This window comes from Pseudobutyrivibrio sp. ACV-2 (genome assembly GCF_900107545.1).
In the GTDB taxonomy this organism is placed as follows: domain Bacteria; phylum Bacillota; class Clostridia; order Lachnospirales; family Lachnospiraceae; genus Pseudobutyrivibrio.
The window spans coordinates 417,851-444,332 of the sequence record NZ_FNQZ01000001.1 but is presented as its reverse complement, the minus strand read 5'-3'; the positions used below and the strand labels follow the sequence as shown (position 1 = coordinate 444,332).

General features: G+C 38.0%; 21 protein-coding genes. 17 read left to right on the top strand and 4 right to left on the bottom strand.

From position 1 onward, the window contains the following. The first annotated feature begins 131 nt into the window (after positions 1-131). The 15 genes from argC to holA all read left to right on the top strand — a co-directional run bounded on the left by argC (position 132) and on the right by holA (position 16,408). Entirely contained in the window at positions 132-1,184 is a 1,053-nt protein-coding gene (gene argC, locus BLV53_RS02035; protein WP_090296389.1) for an N-acetyl-gamma-glutamyl-phosphate reductase, read from the top strand. A gap of 24 nt (positions 1,185-1,208) precedes the next feature. Next, a complete protein-coding gene (locus BLV53_RS02030; RefSeq protein ID WP_242879019.1) occupies positions 1,209-1,661 on the top strand; it encodes a GNAT family N-acetyltransferase in 453 nt (150 codons plus the stop codon). A 258-nt stretch (positions 1,662-1,919) separates the two neighbouring features. Next, complete coding sequence (gene argJ, locus BLV53_RS02025) at positions 1,920-3,143, top strand: bifunctional ornithine acetyltransferase/N-acetylglutamate synthase (RefSeq protein ID WP_090296386.1); 1,224 nt, start codon at positions 1,920-1,922, stop codon at positions 3,141-3,143. 34 nt (positions 3,144-3,177) lie between these two features. Then, on the top strand, positions 3,178-4,074 hold the full coding sequence (gene argB / locus BLV53_RS02020) for an acetylglutamate kinase (RefSeq protein ID WP_090296383.1): 897 nt from the start codon (positions 3,178-3,180) through the stop codon (positions 4,072-4,074). After that, a complete protein-coding gene (locus tag BLV53_RS02015) occupies positions 4,067-5,269 on the top strand; it encodes an aspartate aminotransferase family protein (RefSeq protein WP_090296380.1) in 1,203 nt (400 codons plus the stop codon). Before argB ends, BLV53_RS02015 begins: the two co-directional genes overlap by 8 nt. A 113-nt stretch (positions 5,270-5,382) precedes the next feature. Continuing rightward, the gene (locus tag BLV53_RS02010) at positions 5,383-5,952 is read left to right on the top strand and encodes a helix-hairpin-helix domain-containing protein (RefSeq protein WP_090296378.1); all 570 of its coding nucleotides are present in this window, start codon (positions 5,383-5,385) and stop codon (positions 5,950-5,952) included. 15 nt (positions 5,953-5,967) lie between these two features. Next, a complete protein-coding gene (locus BLV53_RS02005) occupies positions 5,968-6,663 on the top strand; it encodes a response regulator transcription factor (RefSeq protein ID WP_090296375.1) in 696 nt (231 codons plus the stop codon). Between the two features lie 61 nt (positions 6,664-6,724). After that, positions 6,725-8,161: a sensor histidine kinase gene (locus BLV53_RS02000; RefSeq protein ID WP_090296374.1), complete on the top strand. Its 1,437-nt coding sequence runs from the start codon at positions 6,725-6,727 to the stop codon at positions 8,159-8,161. Further along, positions 8,161-9,186: a GerMN domain-containing protein gene (locus BLV53_RS01995; protein WP_090296372.1), complete on the top strand. Its 1,026-nt coding sequence runs from the start codon at positions 8,161-8,163 to the stop codon at positions 9,184-9,186. The genes BLV53_RS02000 and BLV53_RS01995 overlap by 1 nt, the downstream gene beginning before the upstream one ends. 14 nt (positions 9,187-9,200) lie before the next feature. Next, the gene (locus tag BLV53_RS01990) at positions 9,201-11,495 is read left to right on the top strand and encodes a DNA internalization-related competence protein ComEC/Rec2 (RefSeq protein ID WP_090296368.1); all 2,295 of its coding nucleotides are present in this window, start codon (positions 9,201-9,203) and stop codon (positions 11,493-11,495) included. 123 nt (positions 11,496-11,618) lie between these two features. Then, entirely contained in the window at positions 11,619-12,212 is a 594-nt protein-coding gene (locus BLV53_RS01985) for an ABC transporter ATP-binding protein (protein ID WP_090296365.1), read from the top strand. Beyond that, on the top strand, positions 12,209-12,340 hold the full coding sequence (locus BLV53_RS17485) for a hypothetical protein (protein ID WP_278335372.1): 132 nt from the start codon (positions 12,209-12,211) through the stop codon (positions 12,338-12,340). The genes BLV53_RS01985 and BLV53_RS17485 overlap by 4 nt, the downstream gene beginning before the upstream one ends. Positions 12,341-12,700: 360 nt before the next feature. Then, positions 12,701-14,467 (top strand): threonine--tRNA ligase, encoded by a 1,767-nt coding sequence (gene thrS / locus BLV53_RS01980; RefSeq protein ID WP_090296363.1) that lies wholly within the window; start codon positions 12,701-12,703, stop codon positions 14,465-14,467. A 51-nt stretch (positions 14,468-14,518) separates the two neighbouring features. Next, positions 14,519-15,415, top strand: coding sequence for a radical SAM protein (locus BLV53_RS01975; RefSeq protein ID WP_090296360.1), 897 nt, complete (start codon positions 14,519-14,521; stop codon positions 15,413-15,415). A gap of 15 nt (positions 15,416-15,430) precedes the next feature. Then, complete coding sequence (gene holA, locus BLV53_RS01970) at positions 15,431-16,408, top strand: DNA polymerase III subunit delta (RefSeq protein WP_090296358.1); 978 nt, start codon at positions 15,431-15,433, stop codon at positions 16,406-16,408. Positions 16,409-16,455: 47 nt separating this feature from the next. Here the strand turns inward: holA and BLV53_RS01965 are convergent, their stop codons facing one another. Further along, the gene (locus BLV53_RS01965) at positions 16,456-18,231 is read right to left on the bottom strand and encodes a sensor domain-containing diguanylate cyclase (protein WP_090296355.1); all 1,776 of its coding nucleotides are present in this window, start codon (positions 18,229-18,231) and stop codon (positions 16,456-16,458) included. 97 nt (positions 18,232-18,328) lie between these two features. Between BLV53_RS01965 and BLV53_RS01960 the strand changes: the two genes are divergently transcribed. After that, positions 18,329-19,156 carry a PilZ domain-containing protein gene (locus tag BLV53_RS01960; RefSeq protein ID WP_090296352.1) on the top strand — a complete coding sequence of 276 codons (828 nt, stop codon included), beginning with the start codon at positions 18,329-18,331 and terminating at the stop codon, positions 19,154-19,156. Positions 19,157-19,266: 110 nt separating this feature from the next. On the opposite strand, the gene rpsT is transcribed toward BLV53_RS01960, so the two are convergent. The 3 genes from rpsT to lepA form a co-directional block, all read right to left on the bottom strand. Continuing rightward, positions 19,267-19,530 carry a 30S ribosomal protein S20 gene (rpsT, locus tag BLV53_RS01955; protein WP_090296350.1) on the bottom strand — a complete coding sequence of 88 codons (264 nt, stop codon included), beginning with the start codon at positions 19,528-19,530 and terminating at the stop codon, positions 19,267-19,269. A gap of 147 nt (positions 19,531-19,677) precedes the next feature. Further along, positions 19,678-20,877: a radical SAM family heme chaperone HemW gene (gene hemW / locus BLV53_RS01950; protein ID WP_090296347.1), complete on the bottom strand. Its 1,200-nt coding sequence runs from the start codon at positions 20,875-20,877 to the stop codon at positions 19,678-19,680. A 1-nt stretch (position 20,878) separates the two neighbouring features. Then, on the bottom strand, positions 20,879-22,684 hold the full coding sequence (lepA, locus tag BLV53_RS01945) for a translation elongation factor 4 (RefSeq protein WP_090296345.1): 1,806 nt from the start codon (positions 22,682-22,684) through the stop codon (positions 20,879-20,881). A gap of 384 nt (positions 22,685-23,068) precedes the next feature. Here lepA and BLV53_RS01940 point away from each other — a divergent pair, with 384 nt between their 5' ends. Further along, complete coding sequence (locus tag BLV53_RS01940; protein WP_090296342.1) at positions 23,069-26,461, top strand: starch-binding protein; 3,393 nt, start codon at positions 23,069-23,071, stop codon at positions 26,459-26,461. Positions 26,462-26,482: the final 21 nt, after the last annotated feature.

Here is a 26,482-nt window from a genome sequence, read left to right as displayed (position 1 = left end):
TACACTTGAAATATTATGCTTGTACGTGTATATTTATGCAAGATTTATTTATAAAATTTCGCTGTAACACTTTACTTTATAAAAGTGAAGTACTACAATTAGGCTATTCATACAAAAGGAGTGAGACAAATATGGTAAAAGTTGGAATTATTGGAGCTACAGGCTACGCCGGAGCAGAGATTGTTAGACTTCTTTATAGTCATCCAGAAGCTGAAATTGTTTGGTATGGATCCAGATCCTATGTGGATGAAAGATTTGCTTCTATATATAAGAACATGTTTACACTGGTGGAAGAAAAATGTCTTGATGACAACATACTAGAGCTTTCTAAGCAGGTAGATGTGATTTTCACAGCCACACCTCAGGGGTATTTGGCAGGAGTACTTACAGAAGAAATTCTAAATAATTGTAAGGTTATCGATTTATCAGCTGACTACAGAATAAAAGATGTTGCAACCTATGAGAAGTGGTATGGAATAGAGCATAAGAGTCCACAATTCATAGAAGAAGCAGTTTATGGTCTGTGTGAAATAAATAGAGACAAGGAAGTGGGGGCAAGACTTATTGCAAATCCTGGTTGCTATACAACCTGTTCAATTCTTACAGCATATCCGTTAGTAAAGGCTGGTTTCATTGATCCAACTACACTTATAGTAGATGCAAAATCGGGCACATCAGGAGCAGGCCGTGGAGCAAAGCTGCCTAACCTATATTGCGAAGTAAATGAGAGCATTAAAGCCTATGGTGTTACATCCCATCGTCATACACCTGAGATTGAAGAGCAGCTTGGATATGCTTGTGGCCAGGAGATAATGATTAATTTCACTCCACATCTTGTGCCAATGAATCGCGGTATTTTAGTTACAGAATATGCAACTCTTGTAAAAAAAGATGGTAAGCTTCCAACTAAAGAAGAGGTGATGAAAGCATATCATGACATGTACGACGATGAATTCTTTGTAAGAGTTTTAGAATATGGAGAGTGCCCTGAAACAAAGTGGGTTGAAGGAAGCAATTTTGTGGATGTTAGCTGCAAGATTGATGAAAGAACCGGAAGAATCGTTATGATGGGAGCTCTTGATAATTTGGTTAAGGGTGCCGCAGGACAGGCGGTTCAGAACATGAATATTATATTTGGCCTTGATGAAAAAACAGGACTTGATTTTGCACCAATGTTCCCATAGAACTGGCATGAACGGGAGAATTTAATGTATTACGAAATTAGAACAATGACAATTGAAGATTACGACGAAGTATATAGCTTATGGACCTCAATTCATGGGTTTGCGATGCGCTCAATAGATGATTCGCGGGAAGGGGTTCAAAGGTTTTTAAATCGTAATAGTCAGTTGTCAGTTGTTGCTATAGCAGATGGAAAAATTGTAGGCTCTATTTTAGTAGGAAATGATGGACGACACGGCAGCTTTTATCACGTATGTGTACAGGAAGAATATCGTAAACACGGTATAGGAAAAGCAATGGTAACAGAAGCTATGCATCGACTAAAAGACGAAGGCATAAATAAAATCCAACTTGTAGCCTTTGCCGGCAACCAAATAGGCAACCAATTCTGGCACACCGAAGGCTGGAGCGAACGCATAGACTACAACACCTACGACTTCGTCCTAAACGACGAAAATATTATTCGTTTTAACAGTTAAAATAACGTAAAAGCGTACAGTAATTACAAGTTGATTACTTAATATTTTTAAATAATTAGATGAGGCTCTTATCATAAAAAGTAAAAACTTTAGACGAGCCTGTAACCTGTATAATGAATAATTTTGAGAGTATAGTGACAAAGTGATTATGAATTTATTCATAATCAGGAGGCTTTGCCGACGACAACGATGAAAAATTATTTATTATACAGGTTGCAGGCGGACTAGATTTAAGAGCCGGACTACAGGAGAAAAAACATGAAAATAATAGAAGGTGGAATTACAGCTGCGCTGGGGTTTAAAGCGGCCAGCACAGCAGCAGGAATTAAATATCAAAACCGCACCGACATGGCAATGGTATACTCCAATGTTCCATGCGTCAGTGCAGGAACTTTTACTACAAATGTTGTAAAAGCAGCATGTGTGCAGTGGGACATGAATATCGTAAATACGGATAAGCCACTTCAGGCTGTTGTTATTAATTCAGGTATTGCAAATGCTTGTACAGGAAAGGAAGGCTTTGATGCATGCGAAGCCACAGCAAAGGGTGTAGAAGAAGTTCTTTCAATTCCTTATGATTCCGTAGCTGTGGCATCTACTGGCGTAATAGGCATGCAGCTTCCAGTGGAAAAGCTTGTGGAAGGTGTGAAGGCAATGGCTCCACAGCTTGACGAAAGCTTAGATGCAGGAACTGATGCTTCAAAGGCCATTATGACTACAGATACAGTGAATAAAGAGGTGGCTGTTTCCTTTGAAATTGGCGGCAAAACAGTTACTTTAGGTGGCATGAGCAAAGGCTCAGGTATGATTCATCCTAACATGTGTACAATGCTTGCTTTCCTTGGCACAGATCTTGCAATCGAAAAGAAGCTTTTGCAAAAGGCAGTAAGTGAAGTGGTAGCTGATACCTTTAACATGATTACTGTGGATGGTGATACATCTACAAATGATACTCTTCTTTGCATGGCAAATGGACTTGCAGAAAACCCTGTAATTACAGATGAGGGAGAGGATTATAACACATTTAAAGAGGCTCTTTTGTATGTATGTGAGACCCTCGCAAAAAGAATGGCCGCAGATGGTGAGGGGGCGAGTAAATTATTTGAAGCTCATATCGTAAATGCGAAGTCAAAGGAAGATGCTAAAACCTTAGCAAGAGCAATCGTTGGCTCGAATCTTTCAAAGGCTGCAATATTTGGATGCGATGCAAACTTTGGTCGTTTCTTATGTGCTATGGGATATTCAGGAGCAGATTTTGACCAGAACGATGTGGAGCTTTTCTTTAAGAGCGAAAATGGTCAATTGCAGGTATTTGATAAAGGAACACCTATTGCTTTTGATGAGGAAAAAGCCCTTGAAATCATGAAGGCCGATGCAGTTACAGTTTTTGTAGATATGCACGAAGGTGAGGCAGAGGCAACAGCCTGGGGTTGTGACCTTACATACGATTATGTAAAGATTAATGCGGATTATAGAAGTTAATTTACCTGAATGTAAGATATAGGAGGATAATTGAATGGATAGTAGTATGCAACCAATATTGGATAAAGCAGCGGTTTTAATAGAAGCACTGCCATATATTCAAAGATTTAATCGCAAGATTATCGTAGTGAAATACGGCGGAAGTGCCATGGTGGACGATGAGCTAAAAAAGCAGGTTATTCAGGACTGTACATTACTTAAGCTTGTTGGCTTTAAGCCGATCATAGTTCATGGCGGGGGAAAGGAAATAAGCCGTTGGGTTGAAAAAACTGGTATGGAGCCAGAATTCATCAATGGTCTTAGAAAGACAGATGAAGCCACAATGGAAATTGCTGAAATGGTTCTTAATAAGGTAAATAAATCGCTGGTTCAAAATGTTCAGTCGCTTGGAGTAAATGCTGTAGGTGTTTCTGGCAAGGATGGTGGTCTTTTAAAGGTAGAAAAGAAGCTTTCTAATGGTCAGGATATTGGTTTTGTAGGAGAGATAACAGAGGTTAATCCTAAGATTATCATGGATCTTTTGGATAATGACTTTCTTCCTATTGTTTGCCCTATCGGTATGGATGACAATTTCCAGACTTACAATATCAATGCTGACGATGCTGCCTGTGCCATAGCAAAGGCTGTAAATGCAGAAAAGCTTGCATTCCTTACAGATATTGAAGGTGTATACAAGGATAAGGATGACCCAAATACTCTTATTTCTGAGCTGACAGTTGATGAAGCAAGAGATTTAATTGGCGACGGATACATCGGCGGAGGTATGCTTCCAAAGCTAAATAACTGTATCGAAGCTATTGAGCAGGGGGTTAGCAGAGTGCATATTCTTGACGGACGAATCGCTCACTGTCTGCTTCTTGAATTCTTTACAAATAAAGGTATTGGCACAGCAATAATCGGTGACAAGGACACGAGGTATTACAATGAATAAGAAAGAATATATTGAAAAGGCTGAAGAAAATCTTTTACATGTTTACAATAGATTTCCTGTGATCTTTGATTATGGTAAGGGTGTTCATCTTTATGATGAATTGGATGAAGAATACCTGGATTTTGCTTCTGGAATAGGCGTTATGGCCTTTGGATATGGTAATGAGGATTTTGAGGATGCTCTTACTACACAGCTTAAAAGAATTACTCACACTTCTAATCTTTACTATCATATTCCTATGATTGAAGCAGCTGAAAAGCTGGTTAAGGCTTCAGGTATGGACAAGGTTTTCTTTACAAATTCTGGTGCTGAGGCAATTGAAGGCGCTTTAAAGACTGCTAAAAAATTCGCATATACGAATAAGGGGCCGGGAGATTATGAGATTATTGCCATGGAAAACAGCTTCCATGGACGTACAGTTGGGTCCCTTTCTGTTACAGGAACCGACCACTACAGAGAGCCATTCTATCCATTGATGTCAGGTGTGAAATTTGCTACCTTCAATGATTTTGGCAGCGTACTTGCAAATCTAACTGATAAAACCTGTGCAATCATTATGGAGACCGTTCAGGGAGAGGGCGGATTGTTTCCAGCTGATGAGGAGTTCCTGAAAAAAGTAAGGCAGCTTTGTGATGATGAGGGGATTCTTTTGATTCTTGATGAGGTTCAATGCGGAATGGGCCGTACAGGAAGCATGTATGCTTTCCAAAAATATGGAATCAAGCCAGACATTTTGACTACAGCAAAGGCATTGGGAAATGGTGTACCTGTTGGCGCATTTTTGGTTACAGATGAAGTGGCTAAGAGCTCTTTAGTTCCTGGTGATCACGGAACCACTTATGGTGGAAATCCACTTTGTACTGCGGCTGTTTCACAGGTTCTTGATATGTTTGAGGATTATAAGCTCGTAGATCATGTTAATCAGATTACCCCTTATTTTGAGCAGGTTCTTGATATTCTTGTAAATAAATATGATTTTATTACAGAAAGAAGAGGTCTAGGCCTTATGCAGGGCCTTGTACTTACCATTCCTGTAAAAGATGTTGTATCTAAAGCTTTACTTGATGAGCATCTCGTGGTTTTGTCTGCTGGGGCTGATGTTTTAAGGCTTCTTCCACCTCTTGTTATTACTGAAAAGGACGTAGACGAATTCAAAGAAAAGATAGAGAAAGTATTTGATTCATTTTTAATTTAATTTTTTACGTGACATAATACCGTAAAACTATTGTAATAATTATAAATTTTGGCTACAATATACGAGTGATACTGACATCTTCTAGCCTAAACAAAGTTTAGATAGGAGATTACATGAAAAAATTATTTATTCTCGTATTTGCTAGCCTTTTTTTATTTTCAGGCTGTGGCAATACATCATATTTTCAAAGTACTAAGCTGATTGAAGAAACAACAGAAACTAAAGAGACACAGGAAGAGCTATCAGAAGTTATTCCAACCATGATTTTCGTACAGGTTGCGGGGGCCGTGGCAAAACCTGGAGTATATGAGCTTAAAGCTGGTTCGCGAGTATGTGCAGCGATTGAAGCGGCAGGAGGTCTTTTAGATTCTGCCGATGATTCTGATATTAATCAAGCCTCAGTCTTGGAGGATGGTCAGAAGATATATATTTACACTTTTGAAGAAAAACAAGAAGAACAAGCCAAAGAGGAAGCAGCAGCTATCAATGATGGTTTAGTAGACATAAATAAAGCATCAGAAGCTGAACTCACTACTTTGCCCGGGATTGGTCAAAACAAAGCCAGACAAATCATAGAATACAGGCAATCCAATGGCTCATTTTCTTCAGTAGATGATATTAAAAATGTTTCTGGAATTGGTGACGGGATATTCAAACAAATTAACTCACTTATAAAAGTTTAATAGGGTAGGATGATTATGGCAAAAAAGGTTTTGGTAGTTGACGATGAAAAACTCATTGTAAAGGGAATTCGCTTTTCTCTTGAACAGGACGGTATGGAAGTAGATTGTGCTTATGATGGTCAGGAGGCACTTGATTTAGCAACTGCGAATCATTACGACATGATTCTTTTAGATGTAATGCTTCCAAAGCTTGATGGCTTTGAGGTTTGTCAAAATATAAGAGAATTCTCTACGGTTCCAATTGTAATGCTTACAGCCAAGGGCGATGATATGGACAAAATCCTTGGACTTGAGTATGGAGCAGATGACTACATTACCAAGCCGTTCAATATCCTAGAGGTAAAAGCTCGTATAAAGGCGATTATGAGGCGCGCATCTATTGGTCAGGCTTCCACAGAAAATACTGCAGACGAAAATATTATTGAAAACGGTGATCTTGTTTTAGATAAACGTAACAGACGTTTAACCATTCTTGGAACAGAATATAATCTCACATCAAAAGAGTTTGATATGTTACTTTTATTGGTAACTAATCCTCGCAAAGTTTTTTCGAGAGAGGATTTACTGCAGACTATTTGGGGCACTGATTATCCAGGTGATGAGCGTACAGTAGATGTTCATGTACGACGTCTTCGTGAAAAGATAGAGCCTAATCCAAAGGAGCCAAAATACGTACGTACAAAATGGGGAGTAGGATATTATTATCAATAAGTCTATCTGGACGTTGGTAGAATTGGGGGAGTTACTAGTTTTTTACAAAAGAGAGTTTTTAATGAAAAATAGATTTAGCTTCGCGGCTTTTCATAGTTTAAGACTTAAATTGGCACTGATTATTATTATCATAGGCATCATTCCATTTTTGGTTTGCGTGCCTATTTCTTTGAGTGCATACAAATCAGTTTCCATTCGCACAGATGCCAACAACCTTATGGCACAGGCAGCTCAGTATAACAGTCAGATTGTTACCAGTGGCTACATTCGTGGAGAAAATAATCCGCTAATGGATAAAGAATTAAAAGCGGTAGCCGACAGTTATAATGGTCGAATTTTGCTTGTTAATTCTTCTCTTAAGATAGTGAAGGATTCATATTCAGCCGATATTGGAAAGACTGTCATTTGGGAGAATATCATTCGTTCTGTGCATGGAGAGTATCTTTATTATTTTGATGAGGATACAAACTATCTTATAGTATCAGTTCCAATCAATAATTCTGATGGCGATATTGTTGGTACCTTTGTTATTAATAAATCGATGGATTATATTAATCAGAATAGAGATGTTTTTCTATCATATATTTTGATTGGTGTAATGCTTGTTATTATTCTTTCCATAATAGCTAGTGTATTTTTCTCTATTTATTTTTCACGACCTATGTGTAAAATGGCAGATGGACTGGATGCTATCACAAGGGAATATTCAAATGAGTTGCCTAACGTAAAATCATATTATGAACTGGAACAAGTTTCCGATAAAATCAATCAGGTGATAAAGAAACTTCAGGCTATAGATGAATCGAGACAGGAATTTGTATCCAATGTGTCTCATGAGCTTAAGACACCGTTGACTTCAATGAAAGTTTTGGCCGATTCCTTAAATGGTTCTGAAGATGTTCCTATTGAGATGTACAAGGAATTTATGTTGGATATCGGAGATGAAATCGATAGAGAAACTAAAATTATAAATGATTTATTGAGCCTGGTACGTATGGATAAAAGTGAGGCTAAGCTTAATGTAACAGCTGTAAACATCAACACATTGATAGAATCCATACTGAAGCGATTAAAGCCTATAGCGGATACTGCCAATATCGAGGTTGTGTTTGAGTCCTTCAGACCAGTAGTAGCTGAAGTTGATGAGGTTAAATTTACTCTTGTGGTTACTAACCTTGTTGAAAATGCTATCAAATATAATGATGAGGGCGGTTGGGTTCATATTTCTTTGAACAGCGATCATCAATTTTTCTATATTAAGGTTGAAGATAACGGACTTGGCATTCCAGAAGATTCTGTGGATCACATATTCGAGCGATTCTATCGTGCAGACAAATCTCATTCAAGAGAAATTGGTGGAACAGGTCTTGGTCTTGCTATCACAAAGAGTGCCATTGCCATGCATAATGGTGAGGTTAAAGTTCGCTCTAAATTGGGTGAGGGTACAACATTTGATGTGCGTATTCCTTTGAACTATATTGAAAAGGAGGTGCACTAATGAAAAAGCTTACTAGTCTATTGCTGTGTTGTACATTATCCATTGCGATTTTTGTTGGATGTACTTTTAATGAGACAGGTTCGGATAAGCAGATTTTTTACCTTTCCACAGATAAAAACAGCATTACTGCTGTTAATTATGAGTATAATAGCGACGATGGAAGAGCACAGATAAAAGAGGCTCTTAAGATGCTATCAGAGGATACTGATGATATAGATTATATTACTACAATACCTTCAAGCATCGAAATAAGTCGATGGGAATTAACAGATGGAGCACTTTCACTATTTTTTATAGGTGATTATGAATCAATAGATGTCTACACTGAAGTATTAGTAAGGGCAGCAATCGTAAAAACGCTTACTCAAATAGAAGATGTAAAGAATGTATCTATTTATGTGAATAATAAGCCTCTTGTTGATTCTTCAGGTGAGGCTGTAGGGGCCATGACAGCTGATACTTTTATTGAGGATTTTGGACAGGAGACAGATTCTTTACTTTCAACAGAGCTCACCTTATATTTTGCCAGTGCAGATGGAATGTCACTTGTTGAAGAGAATAGGGTTGTATATTACAGCAGTAATGTAACTATTGAAAAAGTTGTAATGGAGCAGTTGTTTAAGGGTCCAAGCACCGAAGGATTATTATCTGCAATACCTGACAGCACAAAGATTAATTCTATCTCAGTTACAGAAAACGGAGTATGTATAGTAAACTTTGATAGCTCTTTTGAGACGGCAATGGCAGGTATTACAGAAAACGTTACACTGTATTCCATAATAAATTCATTAACAAAGCTTGATAATATCAAACAGGTACAAATACTTGTTAATGGTGCTACACCTCATCTATCAAATATTGACGTAGACTTATCTGCGCCTTTATCTCGTAATGAAGATATAATAAATAAGACTTCTGCAGATGATGACTATACGATATTCGAAGAAGATGGGTTTATACCAGAGGGAGATTTTTCAACGACAGAAGATGAAAATATTCCTGAGGATGAGATTATACAGGAATAATAGGAGGATATGTATTGCAATTACAAGGCCGAGTACTTTGTAAGATTTCCTTGCTGATTATTCTACTAATTGCTTTAAGTGCATATAGCCCCTGGGACTTTCTGGGGCTATATGATAAAGCAAAGGTTGCTGATACTGTTTTAGAAGAGCAGGAACATATTAAAGCAACCGGTTATGTTTATCACAAGGAAATAAAAAATAACAAAGTTTTATATTATGTTAAAAATGCTTCTATTACCTCAAGAAGCGAAACACTATCAAAAACTTCTTTTATATTCAAATTAGATTCAGACGAAATTCCAAATTTTTGTAAACTAAATATTGATGGTAAGGTTCAACATTTTTCTGTTGCGACAAATGAAGGGGCCTTTGATATGGCAAAGTACTATAATTCATTGGGACTTTATTTTGAGATAACAGATATTGAAGGCTATTCATTTACCGCGGGGTATTTGAAAAGACTTGATATACCATTCAAATTGCGTAAGCAGATAGCTTACGTCTATTCAAGCTGCCTTCCTGCAGAAGAAGCCGGATTTTTAGCCAGTGTGGTTGTTGGAGAAAAAGGTGCTCTTGATATGTCATTAAAGAATCTTTTTCAAAATGTTGGCATAGCACATATTTTGGCAGTGTCTGGATTGCACGTTTCAGTGATTTGTATGGGTGTATATTCCTTCTTTAGAAAAAGGAGAGCCAATTTTACCATAAGTGGAATTTTTGCAGGTTCTATTTCAATTGTGTATGGGTTTCTCACAGGTGGGAGCATATCTTCTATAAGAGCCATAGGAATGTTTCTTGTTTATTTAGGTGCGCAGATTTTAGGAGAAAGCTATGATATGCTCACCTCATTATCGCTTTTAGGTCTTATTCTATTGCTACAAGAACCTTTATACATAACGAATTCAAGCTTTATATTTTCTTTTGGAGCAGTACTTTCTATAGCTCTATTTGTATTACCAGTTAATAACGTATATACGAATTATTGTAGAATTAGATTTCATGGTTTAAAGCCAAAGGACAGTTTTTATGCTAAGAAAGTTTCGTTGCATAGAAAACTTTTTGAATATTTAATAAATAGCCTTATATTTTCATTTTCAATGTTTGTAGGGATGCTTCCTATAGTTACGGGGCTATTTTATCAGACTCCTATATTAGGAGTTGTTTTGAATTTACTTATCCTGCCACTGATGCCATTTTTGCTTGGGATAGGATTGGTTGCTGGGTTAATTGGTGCATTTTGGCTACCTGGGAGTAGCTTGTTTTTATTGCCATGTCATTTTATTATTTATTTCTATGAGATGATTTCAGATATTGCTTATAAAACACCGCATTCAACAGTGATAGTTGGAAAAAGAGACATATTTGCCATTTTTCTTTACTACTGTGTATTAGCACTCATTACCATTTATACAAAGAAAAAAGATAAAAACAGCCTGATTTTGTTAAAAAGAAAGCTTTATATAATTATGGGTAGCTTTTTATTTTTATCTTTAATATGGCTTATCCCAGGTAAAGGGGAATTTGAAATAGATGTTTTAGATGTAGGACAAGGCGATGGAATATATATTAACTCAGGAGATGGAACAAAATTTTTTATCGATGGAGGAAGCACATCTTCAGATGCAGTAGGTCAATACACCATGCTTCCATTTCTAAAATACAAAGGAGTACGTTCTATAGATTATTGGTTTTTGACACATATGGATTTGGACCATGTTTCTGGCGTGATTGAATTACTGGAAATGGGTTATGATATTAAAAATATAGTGTTATCATCAGAAATACCTGATGGTGAGACACTAAGCAAACTAAAAGGATTGGCAGAAGCAAACGGCACTCAGATTATTTATATGTCCCAGGGGACAATCTGTGGAACAAAACATTTATCTTTCACTTGCATATATCCATATGAGGGGATGACATCGGATGATGTAAATGATTTATCACTTTGTCTTTTAATGAAATATGATAAAAATCTAGATAAGGTGGCAGATTACGTAGCCTTCTTTGGTGGAGATATAGCTGCAGCACAGGAGCAAGCCATCGCTGAATCAGGCTATGTCAATCATGTAGATTTATTAAAGGTCAGTCATCATGGCAGTCGTTATAGTTCCGATAGTTCATTTTTGCAGGCCTTATCGCCAGATACAGCTATTATTAGCTGCTCAAAGAAAAATCGCTATGGTCATCCATCGGATGAGGCAATAAAGCGCATAGAAGAGGTGACAGATGATATATATTACACTATGAATTCAGGCCAAATTAAAATCACTTTAGATGGGATAGAAACATATTTGGGGAACGATTAAATTTGCTATAAGAAATAAGTATCTTGTGCAGGCTAGCAATGATAAAATATATTCTGTGAGTATGAGATTACTTTAAGAGAGCTGGAAAAAAGCTTACTAAATTAGATAGAAGGATAAACTAAAATGACAATTATACTAGAAAACATCAGCAAAACATACGAGGGAAGACAGGTTTTAGACAAGCTTAATGTGGAGATAGAGGATGGCAGATGTTATGCTTTTGTTGGGCCAGAGGGCTCTGGAAAAACATCAGCGTTAAGGATTTTTATGGGTCTTGAAAAGCCTGATGAAGGAAAGGTTAGCCGTATGGGAGATTATAAATATCCTACTCTGCAGAGTGCTTATGTATCCCAGAACGGTCAGCTGAACCTCAAAAAAAATGCTATATGGAATGTAAAAAAAGTCCACAGATGGGCCAGCAAGGGAAGAGCCATTGAAGAGCTTTCAAGATTTATAACCATTGATAAAATGGAACTTCCTGTATCAGAGCTTTCAGATGCGGACAGAAGACTAGTGGAACTTGTAAGAGCTTTTTTTGTTCCTGCGGATTTTATAGTTTTAGACGAACCATTTAGAGGAATGGATGATACATTAAGGCAAAAGGTTTTAGATTACATTATGTCTATAAAGGGTAACAGGCCACTTCTTATTGCCCAGAGGGATGAGGATGGTCTGGAGTTTGCCAGAAAGATAAGACTGCAGGCAGAGCTGATTTGATACCATGGGATAGTGATGCTATTGTTCTATGGCACGAGACAGATACCTTTGTTCCTAAATATATAGATTTGGTCAAAGCGGAGACCAAAGATACAGAAAATATGGTAAAAGCCACCTGGTATTGGTAAGGCAGGGTTGTTTAAATAATTAAATTGTGTTAGTATAACAATCGAAAAAGCGATGACAGAAACAGTAGTATTTGTGGAAGCTAAGAGAGAGGACGCCTAGGCTGGAAGCGTCTAGTGGAAGCTTATATGAACACCATTCTTGAGCTGAACGTAGAAGCCGATATTTTGGTCGGTGAAGCGTCTCCGGGTAGTTCCGTTAAAGACAAAATGAGTGAAACACTAAGGTGGAACCGTGCCTATTATTATGATTAATTTGCACCCTTAGGACGACTATCATAGTCATCCTAGGGGCTTTTTTATTTTATGGCACCCTTAGTAAAGTTGCTACTTAAATTCATTCATTAGTAAAAGGAGAAAAACATGGTTAATTTCAAAGAAGATGAAGCTTTAAACATGCTCAATCACTCATGTGCACACATGATGGCACAGGCAGTAAAGCACCTTTATCCAAACGCAAAATTTTGGGTTGGTCCAGTAGTAGAAGAGGGCTTCTACTACGACATGGATCTTGGCGATGTAATGCTCACAGATGAGGACATTGCTAAAATCGAAAAGGAAATGAAGAAGGTTGCAAAGTCAGGTGCCAAGATTTACCGTAGAGAAATCTCAAAGGCAGAGGCTTTAGAGGAATTCAAGGACGACCCATACAAGGTTGACCTTATTAATAATATGGACGAAGCTACAACAGTAATTTCTTGCTACGACCAGGGCGATTTCACAGATCTTTGTCGTGGACCTCACGTTGATAATGTTAAGCTTTGCCGCTATTTCAAACTTATCAAGCATTCTGGTGCATACTGGAAGGGCGATGCTGAAAATCAGGTATTAAACCGTGTATACGGTGTTTGCTTCCCTACACAGGAGCAGCTTGACGAGCACCTTGCACTCCTTGAGGAGGCAAAGGAGCGTGATCACCGTAAAATCGGTAAGGACATGCAGCTTTTCATGGCAGATGATTTGATCGGTCGTGGACTTCCAATGTATCTTCCAAATGGTTATACAATCTGGACAGAGCTTGAAAACTACATCCGCAACAAGGAGCGTAAGCTTGGTTACCTCCACGTTATGACACCTTGTGTTGGTACAGTTCAGCTTTACCAGACATCTGGTCACTGGGATCACTACAAGGAGAACATGTTCCCAGCTATGGAAGTTGAAGGAGAGAACTTTGTTCTTCGTCCTATGAACTGCCCACATCACATGAGAATTTTTGCAAACCGTCCTCACTCATACAAGGAGCTTCCTATTCGTATCGCAGAAATCGCTCACGATTTCCGTTTTGAGTCATCAGGAACACTTAAGGGTATCGAAAGAGGCCGTCACTTCTGCCAGAACGATTCACATATCTTCTGTACACAGGAGCAGATTAAGTCTGAGGTTAAAAATGTTTGCGACCTCATCTTCAGCACATATAAGGATTTTGGTATTACAGATTACAGATGTGTTCTTTCACTTCGTGATCCAGCTGATACAAAGAAATATCATCAGGATGATGAGATGTGGAACACAGCTGAGCAGGCTCTTCGTGAGACTCTTACAGAAATTGGTATTGAGTTCACAGAGGAGATTGGCGAGGCTGCATTCTACGGACCAAAGCTTGATGTTAACGTTAAGCCAGCTATTGGTAACGAAATCACTCTTTCTACATGTCAGCTTGATTTCTGCTTACCAGCTAAGTTTGACCTTACATACACAGATGCTGAGAGCAACAAGCAGACACCTGTAGTAATCCACAGAGCTATCCTTGGTTCTCTTGATAGATTTATGGCATACATCCTTGAGGAGACAAAGGGAAATCTTCCACTTTGGCTTGCTCCTACACAGGTTAAGGTACTTCCAGTTAAAAATGATGATGCAGACCTTAACGCTTACTCACAGAAGCTTGTAGATGCTCTTAATGACGCTGATGTTCGTGTTGAATTTGATACACGTTCAGAAAAGCTAGGTTACAAGATGCGTGAAGCTCAGATTCAGAAGGTTCCTTATCTTGCAGTTTTAGGTAAAAACGAAGAGGCTGAGGGCACAGTTTCTTACAGACTTCACGGGCAGCAGCAAACTACAACAGTTAAGTTTGACGAGTTTGTAGAGCTTATTGTTAACGAGATTAAGACAAAAGGCCATAACTAAGCCTTTCTTGCCGGAGATTGGCTCCAATGGAGCTAAAAGAGGTGTTTTATAATGGAATTTCACAGTAAATGTACTCTTTGCCCTAGAGATTGTGATGTTGATAGGACGATTGGTCTTGGCGTTTGTCAGGTAGGAAATATAGTCAAACTGGCCAGGGCGGCTCTTCACTATTGGGAGGAGCCTTGCATTTCTGGTGAAAATGGTAGTGGAGCGGTATTCTTTAGTGGATGTCCGCTCCACTGTGTTTTTTGTCAGAATGAAGAAATCAGCCATGGAAAAGTAGGTAAGGAGATTACCATAGAAAGACTTTCTGAAATCTATCTTGAGCTTCAGGAAAAAGGCGCTAATAATATTAATCTGGTTACAGGAACTCACTATATACCTTCTATTGTAAAATCGGTAACTAGAGCAAGGGATATGGGGCTTACAATTCCCATAATCTATAACACAAGTGGCTACGAAAAGGTGGAAAGCTTAAAGCTATTAGAAGGTATAGTAGATGTGTATCTTCCAGATTTTAAATATATGGACGAAGAATTAGCCGGAAGATATTCTCGGGCTTTAGATTATCCTTCGGTTGTAAAAGCTGCCATAAAAGAGATGGTTAGGCAGGCAGGTGCGCCGGCTTTTGATGACAAAGGTTTTATAAAATCAGGCGTTATAGTACGTCAATTACTTTTGCCAGGACACGTAAAGGATGCCAAAGCTATACTGGATTATCTTTATGGCACCTACGGTGATGACATTTATATCAGCTTGATGAGTCAGTATACTCCTATGCCACATATTGCTGATAAATATCCTGAATTAAATCGCAGAGTAACTAAAAGAGAGTATGATACGTATTTGGAATATGCACTTGATTTAGGTGTGACAAATGCATTTATACAAGATAGAAAAGTGGCAAGGGAAAGCTTTATTCCAGACTTTAATGGCGAAGGAATATAAGGTATACTTTTAGCTATGAAAAGAATAGACGAAGATATTGCAAAAGGACAATTTAGAAATATTTATCTGTTATACGGCGAGGAAGATTATCTGAAGCTCCAGTACAAGAACAAGCTTTTAAATGCCCTTGTGGCTGAGGGAGATGATATGAATTTCTCCAAATATCAGGATTCGGGTATTAATGAGCTGCAGGTTATAGATCAGGCTGAGACCATGCCGTTTTTTGCTGAACATCGAGTGATACTCATTGAAAACAGTGGCTTTGGAAAGAAAATGCCAGAAAAGCTTGGAGAGTATCTATCTACAATTCCAGATTTTACCATATTTATATTTGTTGAACCTACAGCTGATAAACGAGGAAAGCTTTATAAGGCGGCAAAAGCAGCCGGTGGCGATATAGAAATAAATATGCCAAATGAATCAGATTTGGCTAGATGGGTTGGAGGTATTTTAAAAGAATCGGGTGTACAGATGAAAAAAGAAGCCTGGAGCCAGTTTCTTATAATGACCCACGACAGCATGGATAATATGGCAAGAGAGTTAGAAAAGCTTGTCTCCTATGTAGGAGACAGAAAGCAGATTACTATAGACGACGTAAATGCTATATGTGTATCCAGAGTAGAGACCAAGATTTTCGATATGATTAATGCTATCGCCGCAAAAGACCTACGAAAGACTATGGATTTGTATCAGGATATGCTTGCGGCTAAGGAGCCTCCTATGAGAATCCTGTATATGATAGTTAGGCAGTTCAGACAGATGAAGGTAATAAAGCAGCTAGCAGATTTTGGAGAAAACAGTGGTACCATAGCCAGAAAGGTTGGAGCACCTGATTTTGCTGTTAAAAGAACGTTGCAGTTGGCAAGAAATTACACTGATAAAGAGATAAGCAGACTGCTTGAAGATTCAGCAGATTTTGAAACAAAAGTAAAGACTGGTCAGCTTGATGAAAAGCTGGCAGTAGAGCTTATAATAATGAAATATGCTTCATAAAAAAGGGCTTATGTAATTGTCGATGACAAAATACATAAGCCTTTTTATTATCTTTTACAGGTTTTATTTCGGCCTGTTTCTTTAGCTTCGTATAAAGCCTCATCCGCTCTTTCAAACAAGCTTTCCACTGTATCACCTGGCTGATAAGCTGTAACGCCTATACTGATAGTTCTAGGTCCTACATGATAAATAGGAATAGAAGAGATGCGTCTTCTTGCTGCTTCGATAGCATCGAAAGCTTCATCTGTTAATGTAAATGTAGGTGCAAGAAATACGAATTCTTCTCCGCCCCATCTACCAAAGATACCACTTGGTAGTTGTTCAACTTCATTTAACATGGCTTCTGAGAGTACTTTTAAAACAGTATCTCCAGTTGTATGTCCATAAGTATCATTTACTTCCTTAAAATGGTCAATATCAATAATTCCAACAACCATATTAATATTATTACATTTATTTGCACGGTGGATTGCGTCCGTAACAAGTCGTCTTAGCATACGTCTGTTATAAAGACCTGTGAGCTCATCTGTTTCTGCCAATTCTCTAAGTTTTTCGTTTGCGTCCTGAAGTTCTGCAGCAGTAACATTTATAAAATTAGCAAGACGTCTAACCATTGACATCTCGTTGTGCACCTTTTGTTCTTCACTCATTGGAAGTTCTTTGTCGCTCTTTAATGCAGGTCGAGTAGTGCTTTTGCCGCCTTCTCGCATGCTTACAGCAATGAGTGTTACGTGATGCTCTATAAGATAGTCACCCATACGCATAATCTCTCCACTTGAATAAAAGCCTGAGACAGGTGCAATATTTGCAAATGGTGAGGTTTCTTTATTGATAAGATATTTCCAATATAGTTTTCTTACTCCGCATGAGATAAGGAATATGGCCTGTGGTGCGAAATCCCTTACATGTTGTGTGAGTTTGGCTGTATCATTTTGAATAACTTGCGGATCACCATATGAAAGATTTACAGGTGTTCCCGCATCTATTTCTGCTGCTAGCATTATGGACAAATCCGAGTTATCACAAGAGAACGGAAGTCGCAAAACCTCATATCCATGTTGGTGGGACATGATAGGAAATTCCAAGATATTAGAGAAGAAATTTTCATCAGCGTCTATATCCAGGTAGTTTTTGTAAACTTGAGCAGCAGGGATGTTATTCAGTTCATAAAGATTTTTACCTATAATTTTTGTTACGGAAAAGTCTTTACCTAAAGGCTTCCAACCGATGGAGTGGTGCACATCAACAACCAAATCATCACCGCAGTATGTTACAAGAATAACTCCGTAATGGCTGATGGCGTCATTTGTAAATACTTTTGTGACTTTGCCGGATATTTCAGCATTGGCGCTACCACCACCAAAAACAGGGATGTCAGTAGTAAATTGTTCAGCAGCATTTAAAATGGTGTGGCTATTAATGCTTTTTAAGGTGATTAAAATTTCTGCAGCCTTTATATTTTCTGTAGTATCTATTATTTCGCGAATTGACTCACCTATAGCGGTCTCCTGGTAAGACAGACAGTTAAAGAGCTTAACATTTACCTCGGTAGATTCAAAAGCAGAGCATGCAATAATCATACCGCTTTCAGAAATGTTACCCTGGTATATATCACCATTTGTACTGGTGCCGCAGATATGGGCTTCTGGAAAGAAATTTAGAATTTCTTTCTGAACAACGCTAATCTGTTCATCATTAAATTCTGATGTATATAGGTGAAAAAGAAGTGTAGAATAAGAGTCCTCGCTTAAGGCCTCTTGAATATTTGTCAAAATCTTTTTCGCGTTTGATAGTTTTGTTAATTCAAAATTATATTGCTTCATTATTCTGCTCCTAGCTCACCTATTATAACATCATCTATATTAGGAATAATACAATATAAATATGTATTCTAGGTGAATTTATTGTTATAATAGCCATATGGAAAATAAAAAGTTAAATGAGATAACAATTTCAGATATTACAAAAGATTATACCCTGTCTATTGTAGCTACTTTGGAATCAAAAACCATTGAAATGCCTGCTGAGTATGCTAGGCTTACAATGGAAGAGACTTCAGAAATTAAAAAGAGATTTGGAGAGGATATACTACCACTCGAAAATATCATGACCAAAATCCAGGAAAAGATGCTTGAAGTCTCATTCAAAGGACATGTTTCTGTTCTTGATTTAATTGCTATATCAGAAGATGGCGTTTTTAAGTGGGCGCATGTCAATGTATATCGAGTTAAGCTAGCTACAGGCAAGGAGATTAATCTGCTAACTTCTAAACAGCGCTTCGGAGAGAGATTTAACAGACGAAGAGGAGTTAGGATTGATTTAGACAAGGCTATGAAGATTGAACAACAGGGGCAAACCTACACTGTTGTTGTCAGAGACTTGTCTTATTGTGGTGTGAGCTTTGTTGAGCCTAATGGTTCTCAGGTACAAAAAAATGTGCCTTTCAGCCTTTATTTAACAGAGGATGGTGATGAAGGGGAGAAAATGGTTGGTACCTTTACTGGTAAGATATTAAACCAAAGAACTATGGATTCTGGTGCTGTAGTTAGTGGATGCATTTTGTCTGCAAGCCATGCATCATATCTTCAGCGATATATAGCAATTAAGCAAATGGAAAAACTATCGGGAACGAGAAAAGGTCATGCTGGCGTGAAAAAGACCGCGACAGGAGAGGATTGGCAGAGGAAGCTTGCTGATGCTTTAGAGGCATCCCTTGATGAGATAGAATCAAAGAAATTTAATAGATAATAATAGTGGGGGCAGATGTTTATCATCTGCTCTGATTTTTTAAATTATAATTTTTAACATAAAAAAATCCAAGGCTGACGGGACCTTGGATTTTTGTTTATATTCGTTAATTAAGCAAGTGTATTAACAAGCTTTGAAATACGAGATACCTTACGGCTAACAGTGTTGTCATGATAAACACCCTTTGAACCAGCCATCTCGATAACCTTTACAGCAGCCTTAAGCTCAGACTCAGCAAGTGCCTTATCCTTTGCTTCAACAGCAGCCTCAACACGCTTAACGTATGTCTTAACCTCTGATCTGATTGCCTTATTACGCTCTGTTCTGATAGCAGCTACCTGAACACGCTTCTTTGCAGACTTAATATTTGCCATGTGTTGCTACACCTCCAACTTGAATAAAAATAAATGTTATAATTAAATTTAAATTGCGTCGTAGCCGGACACGGACAGTTCAACGCATACTCAAATATAATAGATAATGAATGGTAAATTGTCAATAGCTTATTAGAATTTTTCCAATTAATCCAATAAAAATTTTGAAAGTACCTGATTGCTTATGTCAATACCTATATCTGTAAGGAAAATACGACCTTCTTTCGCATCCATAAAGCCTTGATTTCTAAGAGCTGTTATGACGGGACCATAGATAGCTTCAATATCCAGGCCAAACATCATGTAAAAGTCAGCTCTGTTGATTCCTTCCATTTTTCTAAGGCCTAGATACATAAATTCTGCCATTGCATCCTTTTTTGAAAGGGTTTCTTCAGTTTCAAAATAAGGAGAGCTTAAATCGAAGGAAATATCCTTTCCTGAGGCGATAGCCTCGGAGGTCTCAACATATTTGTAGATGTCTGAAATATTGCTTGTCCTAACATTGTTGAATAGTGAAGCGGCACCAAGTCCTGCTCCAAGATATGGCACCCTGTCCCAATATCCTATATTATGACGGCATACTTTGCCATTTCTGGCATAGTTGGATATTTCATAGCGTTTGTAACCACGAGCTTCCAAGTATTCCATGGTGTATTTATAAAGATGATATGATTCTTCATCTGTAGGTAAATCCTCAGTTTCCATACCGGCCTGCTGCTTTACTGCATCGAATTTGTATTTTTCATAGAAAGGAGTTCCCTTTTCGATGATGAGAGAGTAGGCAGAAATGTGCTCTGGACGAAGCATAGTTACACAGCTTAAGGTCTTTTCCAGCTTTTCAATTGTCTGGTGAGGCAATCCTGTCATAATATCTACATTTACATTGTCAAAGCCAGCCTTGCGGACTAAATCATAGGTGTGTAGGAATCTGTTATAATCATGTATTCGCCCCAATTCCTTTAACTCGTCATCGTTAGCTGACTGTAGACCAATGCTCAACCTGTTAATTCCTATAGAACGGTAAACATTTAGCTTTTCTGCAGTTAATGTGCCAGGATTACATTCAACGGATATTTCTGCCAGAGGCGATACCTTAAAGCTTTTTTTAACAGTAGTGATAATATCATCCATTAAATCCTCTGAAAGCCAGGATGGAGTGCCACCACCTACATAAATAGTAGAAATGTTGCAATCAGGATGGGTGGCAGCTAAATATTTTATTTCAGTGCACAATGCAGCGGTGTAACGCCGCTGCATTTTTTCGTCGAAAACCCCTGAAAGGAAATCGCAATATAAACATTTTTTAACACAGAATGGTATATGAATATATAATTCTATTCCCGACATTTTAGTCCTCGTCCAATTTAAGAACACTCATGAAGGCTGCCTGTGGAATCTCTACATTGCCCACCTGACGCATTCTCTTTTTTCCTTCCTTCTGTTTTTCAAGAAGCTTTTTCTTACGTGAGATATCACCACCATAACATTTTGCTAATACGTCTTTTCGCATAGCCTTTACAGTTTCACGAGCAATAACCTTAGAACCTACAGCGGCCTGGATTGGAATCTCAAAAAGGTGACGTGGAATTTCATCCTTAAGCTTTTCACACATCTTGCGACCACGCTCATAAGCTGTACCTGAGAATACGATAAATGAAAGGGCATCAACCTCTTCTTTATTGATAAGGATATCAAGCTTAACAAGCTCTGATTTCATATATCCCTTTAGCTCGTAATCAAAGGATGCATATCCGCGGGAACGGCTCTTAAGAGCATCAAAGAAATCGTAGATGATTTCATTTAGTGGAAGAGTATATTTGATAAGTGCACGAGTTTCCTCGATATATTCCATTGAAATATACTGACCGCGGCGCTCCTGGCAAAGGTCCATGATTGCACCGATGAAATCACTGGTAACCATAATTTCAGCTTCAACGATTGGTTCTTCCATGTAATCGATTTCTGATGGGTCAGGTAAGTTGCTAGGGTTTGTAAGCTCAATCATTGTTCCATCAGTTTTGTGAACTCTATAAACAACCGATGGAGCAGTAGTAACCAAATCAAGATTGTACTCTCTCTCAAGACGCTCCTGAATAATCTCAAGATGTAAAAGACCAAGGAAACCGCAGCGGAATCCAAAGCCAAGAGCAATAGATGTCTCAGGCTCGAACTGAAGTGCTGCATCATTGAGCTGGAGCTTTTCAAGAGCATCACGTAAATCAGGATATTTAGCGCCATCAGCAGGATATAATCCGCAGTACACCATAGGATTTACCTTTTTATAACCAGGAAGTGGTTCGGCTGCTGGCTTATTTGCGTGTGTGATTGTATCACCAACACGGGTGTCGCGAACGTTTTTGATGGAAGCAGTCATGTAGCCTACCATACCTGCTGGAAGCTCGTCGCAAGGAATGAATTGGCCGGCACCGAAATATCCAACCTCAACTACGTCAAATTCAGCATTTGTTGCCATCATTCGCACCTTGTCGCCTGTCTTAAGAGTGCCCTCCTTGACACGGCAGAATACGATAACACCCTTATAAGGGTCGTAGAGAGAATCAAAAATAAGCGCCTGAAGAGGAGCTGAAACGTCTCCCTTTGGAGCAGGCAGCTGATGAACGATAGCCTCTAAAACATCGTGAATATTAAGACCTGTTTTTGCAGAAATCAGTGGAGCCTCCTGGGCTTCAAGTCCAATAATATCTTCGATTTCCTCGATTACACGCTCTGGATCTGCAGATGGTAAATCGATTTTGTTGATAACAGGAATAACATCAAGGTCATGATCAAGCGCAAGATAAACATTGGCAAGAGTCTGAGCCTCAATACCCTGAGCAGCATCAACAACAAGAATAGCCCCATCGCATGCAGCAAGGGAGCGGGAAACCTCGTAATTGAAATCCACGTGACCTGGTGTGTCGATTAGATTAAAGATGTATTCCTCGCCATCGTCAGCCTTGTAAATGATACGGACTGCCTGGGATTTGATGGTAATACCACGTTCACGCTCAAGCTCCATATTATCAAGAACCTGAGCCTGCATCTCACGGTCTGTGAGAGTGCCGGTCATTTGTATGATACGATCGGCAAGTGTAGACTTGCCATGATCGATATGCGCAACTATACAAAAATTTCTAATTTTACTTTGATCCATTTTTCACCTCATAAAAATGTAATTATCTTTGCTAAAACTAGATGGTTTTGGCAAAAATGATTGCGTAAATATATTACCAAAGAGTAGGTAAAATAACAATTACAAGAAAATCTATAGGCAATCCGTAAGGTTATAAAACTGTCTCTGGGGATAAGCTTGTTATTGCAGTGATACTAGAATTATAAATAATCACCAAGTTGGTATATAAAATATTGGTGAAAATTAATTATTGATATAATATTCATAAATTAATAGAATAATCTTCAAATATATAAAGAAGATAATAATTTCGTTATGAAATAATCATCTGCCTTATTGCAGGTGATTATTTTTTAAATAATAGGTTAACCGATTAACTATTAATGATAACGAAAGGATTATGTTATGAAAAAATTATTGGGGTTTAAACGAGCCGTATCTTTTTTATGTGCTGCATTGTTGCTTCTTAGCACGATAGTATTTTCCAATCAATTTTCCATAGTTTCAAAAGCAGAGGAAAATACATATGTGTATTTTTACAATGTTAACCACTGGTCAGAAGTGGGGGCATATATATACGGTGATAAAGGTGAGTTACTTGGAGGCTGGGGAAATACCACAGCTTCTGCGGCATCAGAAATTGGTGAAGATTGGGTAAAGGTTGCTGTTTCAGAGGTGCCACCTTTCAATATTATTTTTTACAACAAATCAAATGATGCAAAACGAGCAGAGCTTTATCTTCCAACAGAGGAAAATCTATATGTGACAGCAAATAGTGAGTCCTATACTTCAGCATCTGAGGCAGAGGAAAATTCTGTTCCCGACGCTGAAGACCCAGAAGAGGAAGAAAATACAAATACTGATTTTGAAGGTGAAACAGTAGTTTATTTTTTAGATAGCAAGGACTGGGGAAATATCAGAAGCTATGTATATGGAAATCCTGGTGAGGCTCTTGGCTCATGGCCAGGTCAGGAGGTTGAAAAGGCCGACGAGCTAGGGGAAAAGTGGGATAAGATTACTGTTCCTGCAAAAACTCCATTTAGCATTATTTTCTTCAATGCAGAAAATGATAGCGAAAGAACAGAGCTTTTATTATCTGATGAAAGACATGTTTATGTTACAGGTGGAAAAGCTGTATATGGCTCGAAAAACGAAGCAGAGCTTGCAGAAGGCTTTGCAGATCCAAGTCTTATGACGGATATTTATTTCTATGATTATAAGAACTGGGATGACATAAATGGCTACTTCTATGAAAAGGAAGATAACGAAAATAAAGATTCTAAGAGCTATGTAATTGGTGCAGACTGGCCAGGTCAGGCTGCCAAAAAGGATGAAAGTCTTGGCGATAACTGGTGGAAGGTATCTGTACCTAAGGATGCTTCTGAGGAGCCATTTTGGGGTGTGTTCAATAATGGTGTAAATCAGACTGAAGATATTTTCTTTACAGATAAAGAAAAGGTATATGTTACACCATCTGGTGCTACTTATTCTTCAAAAGAGGATGCTGAAAATGCAGCTAAAGAAGAGGCATCTGTTAAGGATGACTGTGAGGAAGGTCCAAATACAGATCTAGAAAAAGAGATTTCTTTTGATGGATCTGGAGCAAAAACACCATACAATACTTTACAGGCAGAAGCTGCGAAAACAAATGGTGAAGTATTAGAAAAGAGCACAGAGTACACAAAAGCTATTCAATCAGAGGCAATTGGCAGACAGGCTGTAAAGCTTAATGATTCAGGTGATTATGTAGAATTTACACTTCCTGAAAAAGCAAACTCTTTAGTATTAAGATATGCTATGCCAGACTCAGAGGATGGACTGGGAAATAACGGAAGCCTTGCTCTTAGTGTAGACGGAGAATTTGTAAAGGATATTGAATTATCTTCAAAGCATGCATGGGTGTATGGAAGCTATCCTTTTAACAATACTGTAAGCAATGGAAAGTCTCATAGATATTTTGATGAGACAAGAATTCTTCTTGCTAAATCATTCGAAGCTGGCGCTAAGCTTAAGCTTGAAAAAACAGATTCAACCCAGTATTACGTTGTAGATTTAATTGAAACAGAGTATGTAAATGCTCCAATTACGCAGCCCGAAGACACTATCTCAGTAGAAGATTTTGGAGCTGTTGCAAATGATGGTAATAGTGATTTAGCTGGATTTACAAAAGCTATAAAGGCTGCCAAGGAGACTGGCAAGGGCGTATGGATTCCAGAAGGAAATTTCGATTTCCCTGATAAAAAAGCCATTGAAGTAAATGGAGTAAAAATCTATGGTGCCGGTATGTGGTATACAAATTTAAATGGTGCTGGTGCAGCATTCAAATATTCTGGAACAAGTAAGTTTTACAATTTTGCAATCAATGGTGTATCAACAGTAAGAGATGACAAAGGTGATTTAGCTGCTTTTGAGGGTAGTGGCGATAGAGCAACTAATGTAACTATTGAAAATATTTGGATTGAGCATACAAAGGTCGGTGTATGGGCTGCAAATACTGAAAATCTTGTGATTCAGGGTTCACGTATCAGAAATACATACGCAGACGGCATCAATATGTGTTCAAAGACTAATGGTTCAGTTGTCAGAAATAACAGCATTAGAAATACAGGCGATGATGGAATCGCAATCTGGCCATGGCTTGCAGATAGTTCAAATAATACTATTACACACAATACAATCCAGGTGCCAACACTTGCAAATGGTATTGCAATTTACGGTGGATCAAATAACAAGGCCACAGACAATTACATAACAGATATCATCAACAATGGTTCTGGTATTGCAGTTGGTACAGAGTTTGATATCAAAAAGGATTTTGGCGGAACAACAACTGTTTCAGGAAACCTTCTTGAAAGAGCAGGATCACGTCAGTCAGATGAAAGCTATGATATTGGAGCAATTTGGATGTGGGCATCAAAGCGTTCAATGGAGGCAGATTATCAGATTGTAAATAACAAAATCGTAGATGCAGTATATGAAGGCATCCTTCTTGAAGCAAATTACGCCCTTGATAAGGTAACTATCAAAAATAATTCAATTGATGGTGCAACATATGCAGTTGAGGTGTTTGAGCCTTCATCTAATTATGGCGCAGGAAAAGTAAATGCAGAGATTAGCAATAACAAGACTGCTAACTTAAGTGTAGGATTTATTAAAAATAATAATCCAAATGCAGTTTTAAATGTTGTTGAAGAGAAAGAAGAGACAATTATTGATAAAATCAAAGAAGTTATCACAGATATTGTTGAAGTTGTCAGTGGTAATGATAATGAAGCTGCTGAAAGTTCACAGCAGGATAACAGTGTTAAAAATGAAAATGTCAGCACTGGCAGAAGTGATGGTCAGACTAGTGTATCATCATCGAATAATACTGACTCAAGTGATAATGGACAAAAAGTTGAAGCTGTATCAGTTAGTGCTGAAACTGTCGATGCAAATGCAGATGTAGAAAAGATTATGGCAACAACAAACAATATTACTACATCTAAAAATCAGTCAAGAAAAGCAAATAAAACCTCAGCTGAGACAGTAACTGAAAATGAAGAGATTTCACTTTCAAATGATTTAAGTTTAGATAATGATGATAGTAAGACCGAAGAAAGCGATAAAGAAGAAGGTACTGTGGTTCAATCATCTGATGCTGATGAAAATAGTATCTCAGATGAAGCAGTGCCAGCAGCTGCAAATGAAGAGGCTAACAATTCTGGCATCTTTGTCTTTGCGGGAATACTTGGAGTAATACTAATATCTGCAATTTATTTAGCTCTACAAATTAATAAAAAATACAAAAATAAATAGACAAACATAAAGAGTGGGCAC